At 57.1% G+C, this 15,870-nt stretch carries 10 protein-coding genes; 1 reads left to right on the plus strand and 9 read right to left on the minus strand.

The window, feature by feature from the left end; translation table 11 throughout:
- Positions 1-4 precede the first annotated feature (4 nt).
- The 5 genes from eno to rlmD all read right to left on the minus strand — a co-directional run bounded on the left by eno (position 5) and on the right by rlmD (position 7,686).
- Positions 5-1,303 carry a phosphopyruvate hydratase gene (gene eno, locus ACMGG5_RS01395; RefSeq protein ID WP_024909267.1) on the minus strand — a complete coding sequence of 433 codons (1,299 nt, stop codon included), beginning with the start codon at positions 1,301-1,303 and terminating at the stop codon, positions 5-7.
- 82 nt (positions 1,304-1,385) lie between these two features.
- The gene (gene pyrG / locus ACMGG5_RS01400; RefSeq protein WP_032648095.1) at positions 1,386-3,023 is read right to left on the minus strand and encodes a glutamine hydrolyzing CTP synthase; all 1,638 of its coding nucleotides are present in this window, start codon (positions 3,021-3,023) and stop codon (positions 1,386-1,388) included.
- A 223-nt stretch (positions 3,024-3,246) separates the two neighbouring features.
- Positions 3,247-4,038 carry a nucleoside triphosphate pyrophosphohydrolase gene (gene mazG / locus ACMGG5_RS01405; RefSeq protein WP_420277387.1) on the minus strand — a complete coding sequence of 264 codons (792 nt, stop codon included), beginning with the start codon at positions 4,036-4,038 and terminating at the stop codon, positions 3,247-3,249.
- Between the two features lie 66 nt (positions 4,039-4,104).
- The gene (gene relA, locus ACMGG5_RS01410; protein WP_008499628.1) at positions 4,105-6,336 is read right to left on the minus strand and encodes a GTP diphosphokinase; all 2,232 of its coding nucleotides are present in this window, start codon (positions 6,334-6,336) and stop codon (positions 4,105-4,107) included.
- Between the two features lie 51 nt (positions 6,337-6,387).
- Positions 6,388-7,686 (minus strand): 23S rRNA (uracil(1939)-C(5))-methyltransferase RlmD, encoded by a 1,299-nt coding sequence (gene rlmD / locus ACMGG5_RS01415; protein ID WP_045908473.1) that lies wholly within the window; start codon positions 7,684-7,686, stop codon positions 6,388-6,390.
- A gap of 57 nt (positions 7,687-7,743) precedes the next feature.
- Between rlmD and barA the strand changes: the two genes are divergently transcribed.
- Entirely contained in the window at positions 7,744-10,503 is a 2,760-nt protein-coding gene (barA, locus tag ACMGG5_RS01420; protein ID WP_420277388.1) for a two-component sensor histidine kinase BarA, read from the plus strand.
- A gap of 97 nt (positions 10,504-10,600) precedes the next feature.
- On the opposite strand, the gene ACMGG5_RS01425 is transcribed toward barA, so the two are convergent.
- From ACMGG5_RS01425 to gudP, 4 genes are all read right to left on the minus strand, one after another.
- Complete coding sequence (locus tag ACMGG5_RS01425) at positions 10,601-11,740, minus strand: glycerate kinase (RefSeq protein WP_420277389.1); 1,140 nt, start codon at positions 11,738-11,740, stop codon at positions 10,601-10,603.
- A 77-nt stretch (positions 11,741-11,817) separates the two neighbouring features.
- Complete coding sequence (gene gudD / locus ACMGG5_RS01430; RefSeq protein WP_032648104.1) at positions 11,818-13,155, minus strand: glucarate dehydratase; 1,338 nt, start codon at positions 13,153-13,155, stop codon at positions 11,818-11,820.
- Positions 13,156-13,170: 15 nt separating this feature from the next.
- Positions 13,171-14,511: an enolase C-terminal domain-like protein gene (locus ACMGG5_RS01435; protein WP_420277391.1), complete on the minus strand. Its 1,341-nt coding sequence runs from the start codon at positions 14,509-14,511 to the stop codon at positions 13,171-13,173.
- Positions 14,511-15,866, minus strand: coding sequence for a galactarate/glucarate/glycerate transporter GudP (gene gudP, locus ACMGG5_RS01440; protein WP_407858992.1), 1,356 nt, complete (start codon positions 15,864-15,866; stop codon positions 14,511-14,513). The genes ACMGG5_RS01435 and gudP overlap by 1 nt, the downstream gene beginning before the upstream one ends.
- Between the last annotated feature and the right edge of the window lie 4 nt (positions 15,867-15,870).

The following is a 15,870-nucleotide window of genomic DNA, read 5'->3' on the forward strand; positions in this document are numbered from 1 at the left end:
GCGATTATGCCTGGCCTTTGATCTCTTTACGACCGTTGTATGGTGCTTTTTCGCCCAGCGCTTCTTCGATACGAATCAGCTGGTTGTATTTAGCAACACGGTCAGAACGGCTCATAGAACCAGTTTTGATCTGGCCTGCAGCGGTACCCACAGCCAGGTCGGCAATGGTAGCGTCTTCAGTTTCGCCAGAACGGTGAGAGATAACAGCGGTGTAGCCAGCGTCTTTCGCCATTTTGATCGCAGCCAGAGTTTCGGTCAGAGAACCGATCTGGTTGAATTTGATCAGGATGGAGTTAACGATGCCTTTCTCGATGCCTTCTTTCAGGATCTTGGTGTTGGTTACGAACAGGTCGTCACCAACCAGCTGGATTTTGTCGCCCAGTACTTTAGTCTGGTATGCGAAGCCAGCCCAGTCAGACTCGTCCAGACCGTCTTCGATAGACACGATTGGGTACTGTTTGGTCAGGTCTTCCAGGAAGTGAGTGAACTCTTCGGAGGTGAACGCTTTGTTGCCTTCGCCAGCCAGAACGTATTTACCGTCTTTGTAGAATTCAGATGCTGCGCAGTCCATCGCCAGGGTGATGTCTTTGCCCAGCTCGTAGCCTGCAGCTTTTACTGCTTCTGCGATAACAGCCAGTGCTTCTGCGTTAGAACCCAGGTTTGGCGCATAGCCACCTTCGTCACCAACAGCCGTGTTCATACCTTTGGCTTTCAGAACTTTAGCCAGGTTGTGGAACACTTCAGAACCCATACGTACCGCTTCTTTCAGGGATTTCGCGCCAACTGGCTGAATCATGAATTCCTGAATATCAACGTTGTTGTCTGCGTGCTCACCACCGTTGATGATGTTCATCATTGGTACAGGCATGGAGTATTTGCCTGGGGTGCCGTTCAGTTCAGCGATGTGCTCGAACAGTGGCATACCTTTAGCAGCCGCAGCCGCTTTGGCGTTCGCCAGGGAAACTGCCAGGATTGCGTTCGCACCGAAGTTAGATTTGTTTTCAGTACCGTCCAGATCGATCATGATCTTGTCGATGCCAGCCTGGTCTTTGGCGTCTTTGCCAATGATTGCCTGAGCAATAGGACCGTTTACAGCGCCAACCGCTTTCAGTACGCCTTTACCCAGGAAGCGAGATTTGTCGCCATCGCGCAGTTCCAGCGCTTCGCGGGAACCGGTAGAAGCACCTGATGGAGCAGCAGCCATACCAACGAAACCACCTTCCAGGTGAACTTCGGCTTCAACGGTCGGGTTACCACGGGAGTCGATGATTTCACGACCGATGACTTTAACGATTTTGGACATTAGATTTTCCTCAGTACAAGTTAAACTAAAACTCCAGACAAACAACGCGTACCAAAGGTACGCGTTGCCGTTCTAACTTTTTTTACTTCGCCTGACGCTTCTGGTAGTCGCTGGCGGCCTTCACGAAGCCTGCAAACAGCGGATGCCCGTCACGTGGCGTTGAAGTAAATTCCGGGTGGAACTGGCAGGCGACAAACCACGGATGGTTTGGCACTTCAATGATCTCGACTAACTGATCATCCCCGGAGCGTCCCGCAACACGCAGGCCCGCGGCTTCAATAGGTTTCAACAACATGTTGTTGACTTCATAGCGGTGACGATGGCGCTCGGTGATGACCGGCTCGCCATACAACTTGCGAACCACGCTATCGTCAGTCAGCTGGCAGGCCTGTGCGCCAAGACGCATGGTGCCACCCAGATCGCTCTTCTCGGTACGGACTTCGACGTTACCTTCTTCGTCACGCCATTCAGTGATAAGCGCCACCACAGGGTACTTACAGTCTGGCACAAATTCCGTAGAGTTCGCGTTTTCCATTCCCGCTACGTTGCGCGCAAATTCGATCAGCGCAACCTGCATACCCAGGCAGATGCCGAGGTATGGAATATTGTTTTCACGCGCATAGCGCGCGGTGGCGATCTTGCCTTCTACACCGCGGTAGCCGAAGCCGCCAGGGATAAGGATAGCATCCAGATCTTTCAGGATTTCAACGCCACGCGTTTCAACATCCTGCGAATCAATCAGCTTGATGTTCACGGAGACACGGTTCTTCAGACCACCGTGTTTCAGCGCTTCGATCACTGACTTATAGGCATCCGGCAGTTCAATGTACTTGCCGACCATACCGATAGTCACTTCGCCTGCCGGGTTGGCTTCTTCATAAATAACCTGTTCCCATTCAGACAGGTTAGCTTCCGGACAGTTCAAGCTGAATCGTTTACAAATATAATCGTCCAGGCCCTGCGATTTCAACAGGCCCGGGATTTTATAAATGGAATCGACATCTTTCATTGAAATAACGGCTTTTTCAGGCACGTTACAGAACAATGCAATTTTCGCACGTTCGTTCGCCGGAACCGCGCGATCGGAGCGGCAAACCAGGATGTCTGGCTGAATACCAATGGAGAGCAGTTCTTTAACAGAGTGCTGAGTCGGTTTGGTTTTCACTTCACCTGCAGCGGCCATGTACGGCACCAGGGTCAGGTGCATGAACAGCGCGTGTTCACGGCCAATATCTACCGCCAGCTGACGAATCGCTTCCAGGAATGGCAGAGATTCGATATCACCCACGGTACCGCCGATTTCAACCAGCACCACGTCGTGGCCTTCGCCACCCGCAACAATGCGTTCTTTGATGGCGTTAGTGATGTGCGGGATAACCTGAACGGTGGCACCCAGATAATCACCACGGCGCTCTTTACGCAGAACGTCGGAGTAGATGCGGCCAGTCGTGAAGTTGTTACGACGGGTCATTTTGGTGCGGATGAAACGCTCGTAGTGGCCAAGATCCAGATCGGTTTCAGCGCCGTCTTCAGTAACGAACACTTCCCCGTGTTGGATTGGGCTCATGGTGCCCGGATCGACGTTGATGTACGGATCCAGTTTCATCATGGTCACATTGAGGCCACGGGCTTCAAGAATGGCTGCGAGGGAGGCTGCGGCAATGCCTTTACCCAGAGAGGATACGACCCCGCCGGTCACAAAAATATAGTTCGTTGTCATGCTGAACCTGAGAAGTTAGGGTGAAACGATGGAATAACCAGGACGGGAAAGTAGTATACCCGAACACGGCGAGCGCCACAAACTTTCATTCTCCGTCTCCATTCCAGGCCATGACAAACATAAGGAGTGAGAAAATAGCCCCTTTTGGGTAAATGTTTTTGACGCAAATCAAGCGCTTGTCATTTAAAAAATCACACAAATTGCGCTTGATCGCAAAATTTCGTTAGAGATCAGATTCCTGGCGCTTTACTTCCTGCCAGACTTCTTCCATCGCTTCGAGGTCAATACCGCTCATTTCCAGGCCGCGCGAGGCCACAATCCGCTCAACTTCGCGAAAGCGGCGTTCGAATTTCAGGTTGGCTTTTTGCAGTGCCGTTTCCGCTTTTACACCCAGGTGGCGAGAAAGGTTGACGGTCGCAAACAGCAGGTCGCCCATCTCTTCCTCAAGCTTTGCTTCATCCACCACCGCCTGCTGCGCTTCGTGCATGACCTCATCTATCTCTTCGTGCACTTTATCCAGCACCGGGCCGAGGGAAGTCCAGTCAAACCCCACCGCGGAGCAGCGTTTCTGGATTTTGTGCGCGCGCATCAGCGCGGGCAGGCTCAGCGGGATATCATCCAGCGCGGAGTGCTGGGATTTTTCTGCCCGCTCGGCGCTTTTGATCTGCTCCCAGCGGGCCAGCACTTCGGTGCTGTTTCCTGCGGTGGCGTCACCAAAAATATGGGGATGACGGCGCTCAAGCTTGTCGCTGATGGCAGCGCAAATATCGTCAAAGTTAAAGCGCCCTTCTTCCTGCGCCATCTGCGCGTAGAACACCACCTGGAACAGCAGATCGCCCAGCTCGCCGCGCAGGTCGTCAAAATCTTCACGGGAAATGGCGTCCAGCACCTCGTAGGTCTCTTCAAGGGTGTACGGGGCGATGGTGGCGAAAGTCTGCTCTTTGTCCCACGGGCAGCCGTTTTCAGGGTCGCGCAGGCGTGTCATGATGCCGAGCAGGCGGTCGATTTGAGTCATAGTTCTGTCCTGATGAAAAAATGCCGGGTGGCGGCGTTGCCTTACCCGGCCTACGGAAGAGGATGTTTAGCCGCCGTGCAGACGACGCGCGTCAATCACATCCGGCACCTGGTTCAGCTTGCCGAGCACGCGGCCCAGCACCTGCAGGTTGTAGATTTCGATGGTCATATCGATGGTGGCAAGCTGCTCGCGGGTATCGCTGCGGCTGGCGACGCCCAGCACGTTGACCTTCTCGTTGGCGAGAATGGTCGTAATGTCGCGCAGCAGGCCGCTGCGGTCGTTGGCGGTAACGCGCACCACCAGCGAGTAGCCAGCGGAATAGCTTTCCCCCCAGACCGCTTCCACGATGCGCTCCGGCGCATGGGACTGCAGCTCGGCAAGCTGGTCGCAGTCGGAACGGTGAATCGAAATTCCGCGCCCCTGGGTGATAAAGCCGACGATATCATCCCCTGGGATTGGCTGGCAGCAGCGGGCGATGTGGTGCATCAAGTTACCGACCCCTTCGACCACCACGCGGCCGTTGTCCTTGCTGCGCTGCTGCGGCGCGTAGGTTTTCTGCTGCAGCTGCTTCAGCGCCGCCGCGTCCTGCTCTTCCGCGCTTGGCTTATTGAACTGCGCCTGCAGGAAGTTCACCATCTGATTCAGACGAATATCACCGCCGCCAATGGCCGCTAACAGCTCATCAAGCTCGTTGAAGTTGTAGCGCGGCAGCAGGAATTTCTCCGCCTCTTTCAGGCTGATTCCGATATGCTCCAGCTCGTCGTCGAGGATCTGACGACCGGCAAGGATATTCTTGTCACGATCCTGTTTACGGAACCAGGCGTGAATTTTCGAGCGTCCGCGGCTGGTGGTGACATACCCCAGGTTCGGGTTAAGCCAGTCCCGGCTCGGGTTCGGCTGCTTCTGGGTAATGATTTCAATCTGGTCACCCATCTGCAGCTGATAGGTGAACGGTACGATACGCCCGCCAATTTTCGCCCCGATGCAGCGGTGCCCCACATCGCTATGGATGTGGTAGGCAAAATCGAGCGGCGTAGAGCCGGCCGGCAGGTCAACAACGTCCCCTTTCGGCGTAAAGACATACACCCGATCGTCAAAGACCTGGCTGCGCACTTCGTCGAGCATCTCGCCGGAATCGGCCATCTCTTCCTGCCACGCAATCAGCTTACGCAGCCAGGCAATGCGGTCTTCGTGGCCTGAACGCGCCCCGCCGGACGTGCCTTCTTTGTATTTCCAGTGCGCGGCAACGCCCAGCTCGGCGTCCTCGTGCATCTGTTTGGTGCGGATCTGAATCTCGACCGTTTTACCGCCCGGGCCAAGCACCACGGTATGGATAGACTGATAGCCGTTCGGTTTGGGGTTGGCGACATAGTCATCGAACTCATCGGGCAGATGACGGAAGTGCGTGTGCACTATCCCCAGCGCGGCGTAGCAGTCCTGCAAACGCTCCGCCACGATACGCACGGCGCGCACGTCAAACAGCTCGTCAAAGGCGAGGTGTTTCTTCTGCATTTTGCGCCAGATGCTGTAGATGTGTTTTGGTCGACCGTAGACTTCGGCGCGCACGTTCTCTTCTTTCATCGCCTGACGCAGGCCACCGACAAACTCCTCGATATAGTGCTCGCGATCGATACGGCGCTCGTGCAGGAGTTTGGCAATCCGTTTATATTCCGCCGGGTGCAGATAGCGGAAGCAGTAATCTTCCAGCTCCCATTTCAGCTGACCAATCCCTAAGCGGTTCGCCAGCGGCGCATAGATGTTTGTACACTCTTTGGCGGCCAGCACGCGCTCGTCTTCCGGCGCATCCTTCACCTCTCGCAGGTGGGCAATACGCTCGGCCAGCTTGATGACCACGCAGCGGAAATCATCCACCATGGCCAGCAGCATCCGGCGAACGTTATCGACCTGCTCTGAGGAGACGGAATCGGTGTGCGCGGCTTTAAGCTGGCGGATAGCCGCCATATCGCGTACGCCGTGGATCAGCGCGACGACGGATTTCCCGACGCTGTCGCGCAGCACGTCTTCGCTGACCACGTCCGCATCCGCGAGGGGGAACAGCAGCGCGGCCTGCAGCGTTTCGATGTCCATGTTCAGCATGGACAGGATTTCAACCATCTCCACGCCGCGCCACAGGAGAAGATCGGCGTCGGGATGCCCCTGCGTGGTGCGCAGACAATAGGCCCAGGTTTCGGTTAAGCGTTCACACGACTGCTGGCTGGAAATTCCCAGACTTGCGATCCATTTTTGTGGGTCAAACTCCCCAGCTTTATTGAGATGTGCACTTCTTACCGCAACCATTGTCCTCTCCTTTAGGGACCAGGGCCTGTCGAAGTCGACAAGCCAAACAAATTAGATGTGCTCGAACAACACCATCGATTCCAGATGCCCAGTGTGCGGGAACATGTCCAGCATTGCCAGACGCTGAATCTGGTAACCCGCGCTGAGTAATGCCTCGCTGTCCCGGGCAAGCGTTGCCGGGTTACAGGAAACATAGACCACACGCTTCGGCGCGAGTTTAATAATATGTGCCATCACGCCCGGGGCACCGGCACGTGCCGGGTCGAGCAAAATTTTATCGAAGCCCTGCTTTGCCCACGGCTGTTGGGTGACATCTTCCTCAAGATTTTGATGAAAGAATGTCACATTTTGCAAGCCGTTCTGCCGCGCGTTCTCCTGCCCTTTCGCCACCAGCGCCTCAACGCCTTCCACGCCGACGACGCTGGCCGCTTCTCGCGCCAGCGGCAGCGTGAAGTTGCCCATTCCGCAGAACAGATCGAGCACCCGGTCGCTTTTCTGAACATCCAGCCACGCCAGCGCTTTCGCCACCATCTGCTGGTTAACGCCATCATTGACCTGAATGAAATCTCGCGGACTGAACGTTAAGCGTAGTCCGTTTGACGCATACCAGGGCGCCTCACCGGTAACCTGTTCAAGTATCTCGCTTTGTGGTGCAAGGAAAAGCGCCAGGTCGTGGGAATGCGAAAAGCGTTCCAGTTTTTCGCGATCTTTTTTCGACAACGGCGCGGTATGGCGCAGCACCATCAGCGGGCCATTGTTTGCCATGACCAGTTCGACATGCCCAAGATGGCGAACGCCGTCCAGCCCGGAGAGGCAGATGCGCACTTCCGGAAGCAATGCCTCAAGATGGGGCACCAAAATGGGGCACTGCTTCACGTCAACGATGTCGCTGGAGCCGGCCTTGCGAAACCCCATCTCCAGCCGCTCCGTTTTTGGCTGATAGCTGAGGCTCAGGCGCGCGCGACGACGATAGCCCCAGGGCTCATCGGCAAGAATTTCGTTAACGTCATGTTTAAGCAGACGCGCCAGCGCGCGGCTTTTGCTTTTTTGCTGTAATTCTGTGCTCGCGTGCTGTTGCTGGCAGCCGCCGCACACGCCAAAATGAGGACAGCGGGGCGCCACACGCTCCGGGCTATCGTTGAGGCGACGCTTAACCTGCCCGCGCGCAAACTGGCGTTTATCTTCCGTCAGCGTAATTTCTGCTCGTTCTGCTGGCAGTAAACCTGTTATAAACAGAGCCTTACCATTGTGGCGTGCCACTCCCTGACCAAACGGATCAAGGTCCGTGGCCTCAACAGTGATGATTTGACGCGTCGTCACGCGTCGCTTTGCAGAGTAGAATTGCGCCATCGCCGAGATTTTTCTCACATAAACATAATTATCTTAATTGTCCCATAACGGAACGCCATGACCAACTACAGCCTGCGCGCGCGCATGATGATTTTGATCCTCGCCCCCACCGTTCTCATCGGTTTGCTGCTGAGTATCTTCTTTGTGGTGCACCGCTATAACGATTTGCAGCGACAGCTGGAGGATGCAGGCGCCAGCATTATCGAACCGCTTGCCGTCTCCAGCGAGTACGGCATGAACCTGCAAAACCGCGAATCCATTGGGCAGTTAATCAGCGTACTCCACCGCCGCCACTCGGACATCGTACGCGCCATTTCCGTTTACGACGAACATAACCGCCTGTTTGTCACCTCGAACTTTCATCTCGATCCGGCAGCCCTGAAGATCCCGGACGGTACGCCGTTCCCGCGTCACCTCACCGTACTGCGGCGCGGCGATATCATGATCCTGCGCACGCCGATCGTGTCGGAAAGCTATTCCCCCGATGAGTCTGCGCAGTCCGACGCCAAATCCAGCAATAATATGCTGGGATATGTGGCGCTGGAGCTGGATCTCAAGTCGGTCCGGCTACAGCAGTACAAAGAGATTTTCATCTCCGGCGTGATGATGCTGTTCTGCATCGGCATTGCGCTGATCTTCGGCTGGCGCCTGATGCGCGACGTGACGGGTCCCATCCGCAACATGGTTAACACGGTTGACCGCATTCGCCGGGGACAGCTCGACAGCCGTGTGGAAGGGTTTATGCTGGGTGAGCTGGATATGCTGAAGAACGGCATCAACTCGATGGCCATGTCGCTGGCGGCATACCACGAAGAGATGCAGCACAACGTTGACCAGGCGACGTCCGACCTGCGCGAAACGCTGGAGCAGATGGAGATCCAGAACGTTGAGCTGGATCTGGCGAAAAAGCGCGCTCAGGAAGCGGCGCGTATTAAGTCGGAATTCCTGGCCAATATGTCGCACGAGCTGCGTACGCCGCTCAACGGCGTGATCGGCTTCACCCGCCTGACCCTGAAAAGCGAGCTCAACCCGACTCAGCGGGATCACCTGCACACCATTGAACGCTCGGCCAACAACCTGCTGGCGATCATTAACGACGTGCTGGACTTCTCGAAGCTGGAAGCGGGCAAACTTATCCTGGAAAGCATTCCCTTCCCGCTTCGCAGTACGCTCGATGAGGTGGTGACGCTGCTCGCGCACTCGTCCCACGACAAAGGCCTTGAGCTGACGCTCAACATTAAAAACGACGTGCCGGATAACGTCATTGGCGATCCGCTGCGCCTGCAGCAGGTCATTACGAACCTTGTCGGGAATGCCATTAAATTCACCGAAAGCGGTAACATCGACATTCTGGTAGAAAAACGCTCAATCAGCAACAATAAAGTGCAGATTGAAGTCCAGATCCGCGATACCGGCATCGGGATTCCGGAGCGCGACCAGTCGCGTCTGTTCCAGGCGTTCCGTCAGGCGGATGCCAGTATCTCCCGCCGTCATGGCGGCACCGGTCTGGGGCTGGTGATCACGCAACGCCTGGTGAACGAGATGGGCGGCGATATCTCTTTCCACAGCCAGCCGAACCGCGGTTCAACCTTCTGGTTCCACATTAATCTGGACCTCAATCCAAACGTATTGACCGATGGCCCGGTGACGGACTGCCTGAAAGGCAAGCGTCTGGCCTACGTCGAACCTAACGCGGCGGCAGCACAGTGCGCGCTCGACATTTTAAGCACCACGCCGCTGGAGGTGGTCTACAGCCCAACCTTCTCCGCTCTGGCCGTTGAGCATTACGACATCCTGCTGATGGGGATCCCGGTCACCTTCACCGGCGAGCTGACCATGCAGCAGGAGCGGCTGGCGAAAGCCGCGTCGATGACCGACTACCTGCTGCTGGCGCTGCCTTGCCACGCGCAGCTCAATGCAGAAGAGTTGAAAAATGACGGGGCAGCCGCCTGCTTGCTTAAACCGCTCACCGCGACCCGCCTGCTGCCTGCGCTCACGGAATATTGCCGTCTCAGCCAGCATGCCCTCCCGATGATTGACGATGAGCAAAAATTGCCGATGAGCGTGATGGCGGTGGATGATAATCCGGCCAACCTGAAGCTCATTGGCGCATTGCTTGAAGACCAGGTTCAGCATGTGGAGCTGTGCACCAGCGGCGCGCAGGCGGTTGAACAGGCTAAGCAGATGCAGTTTGATTTAATCCTTATGGATATTCAGATGCCGGGCATGGATGGCATTCGTGCCTGCGAGCTGATCCACCAGCTGCCGCATCAGCAGCAAACGCCGGTGATTGCAGTCACCGCACACGCGATGGCCGGTCAGAAAGAGAAGCTGCTGAGCGCCGGAATGAATGATTATCTGGCGAAGCCAATCGATGAAGAGAAACTTCATAACCTGCTGTTACGCTATAAGCCGGGTCATATTGGCGGGACGTACACGGTATCCAGCGAGCCGGTTGAAATAACCGTCAACCAGAACGCGACCCTTGACTGGCAGCTTGCTCTGCGCCAGGCGGCAGGTAAACCCGATCTGGCCCGCGAGATGCTGCAAATGCTGGTCGCGTTTCTGCCGGAAATTCGCAATAAGGTGGAAGAGCAGCTGGTGGGTGAAAACCCGGAAGATCTGCTGGAAGCAATCCACAAGCTGCACGGTAGCTGCGGGTACAGCGGCGTACCGCGGCTGAAAAACCTCTGCCAGCTGCTGGAACAGCAGCTGCGTGCCGGTACGCCGGAATCGGAGCTTGAACCGGAGTTCCTGGAGCTGCTGGATGAAATGGATAACGTGACGCGGGAAGCGATGAAGGTGTTGGGGAGCTGAGGTAAAAGCCCGGTGGCGGCTTCGCCTTACCGGGCCTACGATTGCGGGTGCGGCCTGATGCCCTCATCCCGCCCCTCTCCCACGGGGAGAGGGAGAACTACATCCCCTGCCCCACTTTCAGCACCGCCGCGATATTCCTTGCGGCCATCCTGACGTTCTCGCCGGCATTTTCCAGCGCGTCTTCCAGCGAGCAGATGGTGTAGATCACGCTAAACACGGCATCAATGCCGTGATCGTGAACCACACCAACGTCCGCCGTCAGGCTGCCTGCAATGCCGATGACGGGTTTGTTAAAGCGTTTCGCCACTTTTGCCACGCCCACCGGGACTTTGCCGTGGATCGTCTGGCTGTCGATGCGACCTTCCCCCGTGATCACCAGATCCGCATCGGCTACCTGATCGGCCAGGTGTAGCGCATCGGTCACGATCTCGATGCCCTGGCGCAGCTGCGCGCCGCAAAAAGCGTACAGCGCGGCCCCCATGCCACCCGCCGCGCCGCCGCCCGCAAGGTTAAGCACGTCGATATACAGATCCCGGGCAATCACGCTCGCATAGTGCGCCAGCGCGTTGTCCAGGGTAACGATCATCTCGGGAGTGGCCCCCTTTTGCGGGCCAAATACGGCTGACGCGCCATCCTTTCCGGTAAGCGGATTCGTCACATCACAGGCGACTTCTATCCGGCACTCCGCCAGACGTCTGTCCAGCCCGCTCAGGTCGATACGCGCGAGTTTTCCCAGCTCGCCCCCGCCCTGCCCAAGAGGCTGTTCGCTGGCGTCGAGCAATTTAGCGCCCAGCGCCTGCACCATCCCTGCGCCGCCGTCATTGGTGGCGCTGCCGCCAATGCCAATGATGATATGCTTAACGCCCGCATCCAGCGCGTGACGAATCAGTTCGCCCGTGCCCCAGGAGGTGGTTTTCAGCGGATTACGCTGCGAAGGCGCAACCAGCTCCAGGCCGCTTGCCGCCGCCATTTCAATAAAGGCACTCTGCTCGTCACCGGATAAGCCATAAAACCCTTCCACGCACTCACCCAGCGGGCCGGTCACCGGAACATGTACAATGCGTCCCTGCGTTGCCGCGATCATCGCCTCAACCGTCCCTTCGCCACCGTCCGCGACCGGCAGTTTGACGTAAATCGCCTCGGGAAAGATCTCGCGAAAACCACGTTCTATCGCTGTCGCAACCTCAAGCGCACTCAAACTTTCCTTATACGAGTCCGGTGCGATAACAATTTTCATAAGCCATCCTTACGCATAGTCGTTACGTTAAGCATACACCACGTAAAAGACCGCTCATGGGAGCGGTCCCAATGCGTTTATCGTACCATGCACGGGCGTTTATTGTCGAATGTCCAGTCCGGGATCAAATACTGCATCGCCATCGCGTCGTCGCGCGCGCCCAGACCGTGTTTTTGATACAGCTCGTGGGCCTTCATGACCTGATCCATATCCAGCTCAACCCCCAGCCCCGGGGTGGAAGGCACTTGCACCATGCCACCTTTGATCTCAAACGGCTGCTTAGTCAGACGCTGGTTACCTTCCTGCCAGATCCAGTGGGTGTCGATAGCGGTGATCGTGCCCGGCGCGGCGGCGGCGACGTGAGTGAACATCGCCAGAGAGATATCGAAGTGGTTGTTAGAGTGCGAGCCCCAGGTCAGGCCAAACTCATGGCACATCTGCGCCACGCGCACCGACCCCTGCATCGTCCAGAAGTGCGGGTCCGCCAGCGGAATATCAACAGACTGCAATGACAGGGTGTGTCCCATCTGACGCCAGTCGGTCGCAATCATATTGGTCGCGGTCGGCAGCCCCGTAGCGCGACGGAATTCCGCCATCACTTCACGTCCTGAGAAGCCTTGCTCTGCCCCACACGGATCTTCCGCATACGCCAGCACGCCTTTCAGCTGTTTACCGATCGCAATGGCCTCATTAAGCGACCATGCGCCGTTCGGATCCAGCGTCACGCGCGCCTGCGGGAAGCGTTTTGCCAGCGCGGTCACGGCTTCCGCCTCTTCCTCACCGGCCAGCACGCCGCCCTTCAGTTTGAAATCATTGAAGCCATATTTTTCATAAGCGGCTTCCGCCAGGCGCACCACCGCATCCGGAGTCATCGCCTCGTCGTGGCGGAGCCGGTACCAGTCGCATTGTTCGTCCGGCTGGCCCTGGTACGGCAAAGGCGTCAGCTTGCGGTCGCCAACAAAGAACAGATAGCCCAGCATTTCCACTTCGCTGCGCTGCTGACCCTCGCCCAGCAGCGACGCAACGTTGACGCCCAGATGCTGACCCAGCAGATCCAACAGGGCGGATTCAATCCCGGTCACCACGTGAATGGTGGTGCGCAGATCGAAGGTCTGCAGGCCACGCCCACCGGCATCGCGATCGGCAAAGGTGTTGCGCACAGTGTTGAGGACATTTTTGTACTCACCCAGCGTTTTGCCCACCACCAGCGGAATGGCATCTTCCAGCGTCTGGCGGATCTTCTCCCCGCCCGGAATTTCGCCCACGCCCGTATGGCCGGAATTGTCTTTGATAATGACAATGTTGCGGGTAAAGAATGGCGCATGCGCGCCGCTCAGGTTCATCAACATGCTGTCATGGCCCGCAACCGGAACGATCTGCATGGCGGTAACTACAGGGGTAGAAAAAGTACTCATCGTTCAATCCTTTTATCAGTGACGTCCGAAAACAGGGCGCTTACGGTCAAAAGTCCAGCCGGGAATAAGGTACTGCATCGGGCCCGCGTCGTTACGCGCGCCGCCCGGCAATTTTTTATACGCCTCATGGGCTTTATGGATCCGATCCCAGTCAATCTCCACGCCCAGGCCCGGCGCATCCGGTACGGTAATCTTGCCATTGATGATTTCCAGCGGATTTTTCGTCAGGCGGGCTTCCCCTTCCTGCCAAATCCAGTGGGTGTCGATGGCGGTCGGGTTACCCGGCGCCGCCGCGCCAACGTGGGTAAACATCGCCAGCGAAATATCAAAGTGATTGTTCGAGTGACAGCCCCAGGTCAGCCCCCAGTCGTCGCACAGCTGCGCCACGCGCACTGCGCCTGAAAGCGTCCAGAAGTGCGGGTCCGCCAGCGGTATGTCGACGGCGTTTAGCATCACCGCGTGACCCATTTCGCGCCAGTTGGTAGCAATCATATTGGTCGCGACAGGCAGCCCGGTGGCGCGACGGAACTCAGCCATGACTTCACGGCCCGAAAAACCCTGCTCCGCGCCGCAGGGATCTTCCGCATAGGTCAGAACATCCCCTAGCCCTTTGCACAGGCTAATCGCTTCATCCAGCAGCCATGCGCCGTTGGGATCGACGGTGATCCGTGCATCCGGAAAGCGCTTTTTCAGCGCCCGGGCCGTGTCAATCTCCTGCTCGCCGGGCAGCACGCCGCCCTTCAGCTTGAAATCCTTAAAGCCGTAGCGATCCTGCGCCGCCTCGGCCAGCCGCACCACCGCGTCGCTGGAGAGCGCTTCCTGATGGCGCAGCTGATACCAGTCGTGGTCGCCCGCGGTTCGGGCCAGATAGGGGAGATCGGTTTTATTGCGATCGCCAACGTAGAACAGATAGCCCAGCACGGTGACCGCATCGCGCTGTTTACCGGGTCCCAGTAGCTCGCAGACCGGGACATTGAGCGCCTTACCCAGTAAATCGAGCAGGGCGGCCTCCAGGGCGGCGACCGCGTTGACGCGCAGTTCAAACGTCCAGGCACCTTTACCGAACGTCTCAAAGTCTGCCGACTGATTACCCTTATGCACCCGCTGAACCACCTTGTTCAGACGGGCCACTTCCTGGCCCACGACCTGCGGAATGGCATCGACCAGCGTCTGGTAAATCACCTCTCCGCCAGGGGCCTCGCCCACGCCGGTATTTCCTGCGCTGTCTTTCAGTACGACGATATTACGGGTAAACCAGGCGTTATGCGCACCGCCAATATTGAGCAGCATGCTGTCCTGCCCGGCCACCGGGATGACCTTCATCTCCGTGACGATTGGACTCGATTGCGTTGTCATCAGCCACGCTCCGCAACAGGTTTAAGTTCGACGCGTTTGATATCCCCCACCAGCACCAGGTAACTCAATACCGCCACCAGCGCATGCACACCCACGTAGATCAGCGCACCGTTGAACGATCCGGTGGTGCCGACGATGTAACCGATCGCGATGGGCGTAACAATCCCGGAGATGTTGCCGAACATGTTGAACAGACCGCCGCTCAGGCCGCTGATCTCTTTCGGGGCCGTATCCGCCATCACCGCCCAGCCCAGCGCGCCAATGCCTTTGCCGAAGAAGGCCATCGCCATAAAGCCGATGATCATCCACTCGGCATTGACGTAGTTACAGAACACCATGGTCATGGAGAGCAGCATGCCGAGCACGATAGGCGTTTTACGCGCGATGTTCAGTGACCCCGTGCGGCGCATCAGCCAGTCGGAAATCACCCCGCCGAGCACGCCGCCGACGAAACCGCAGATTGCCGGGACCGAGGCGACGAATCCCGCTTTCAGAATCGACATACCACGGGCCTGAACCAGGTATACCGGGAACCAGGTGATGAAAAAGTAGGTTAAGGCGTTAATACAATACTGGCCCAGATAGATGCCGATCATCATGCGCGAACCGACGAGCTGCCTGATCTGCGCCCATTTCTGGCTGAACGGGACTTTTGCCGTCGCGGATTTCTGATCCATGTTGATCAGCGCACCGCCTTCTGCGATGTACTCCAGCTCTTTTTTGTTCACGCCAGGGTGCTGGTTGGGTTCGTGGATCACTTTCAGCCAGATAAAGCTGATGACGATCCCAAGCCCACCCATGAAGAAGAAGACGTGTGACCAGCCCACCTCATGCGTCAGCCAGCCCATGATTGGCGCGAAGATCACCGTTGCGAAGTACTGTGCGGAGTTGAAAATCGCCACCGCCGTCCCCCTCTCCTGCGCCGGGAACCAGGCAGCGACAATGCGGCTGTTGCCCGGGAAGGAAGGCGCTTCCGCTAAGCCCACCAGGAAGCGCAGCGTGAAGAGTGCCACGATAATACCGAAGCCGCTGAAGATATCGACGAAGCCCTGCAGCAGGGTAAAGGCAGACCAGATAAAGATGGACCAGAAATAGACGCGTTTAGATCCAAAACGGTCCAGCAGCCAGCCGCCTGGAATTTGCCCGATGACGTAGGCCCATGAGAATGCGGAGAAAACGTAACCCATGCCCACGGGATCAAGGCCGATATCTTTTGCCATTTCCGAACCGGCAATCGACAGCGTGGCGCGGTCACCATAGTTAAAGGACGTGACGATAAACAGCATCACCACTATCCAGTAGCGGGCGTTGGTGCGCTTTTCAGCGCTGCTCGCCGCGTGGCTTAATGTACTCATTGTT

This window comes from Enterobacter sp. BNK-34 (assembly GCF_048684445.1).
GTDB classification, from domain to species: domain Bacteria; phylum Pseudomonadota; class Gammaproteobacteria; order Enterobacterales; family Enterobacteriaceae; genus Enterobacter; species Enterobacter pseudoroggenkampii.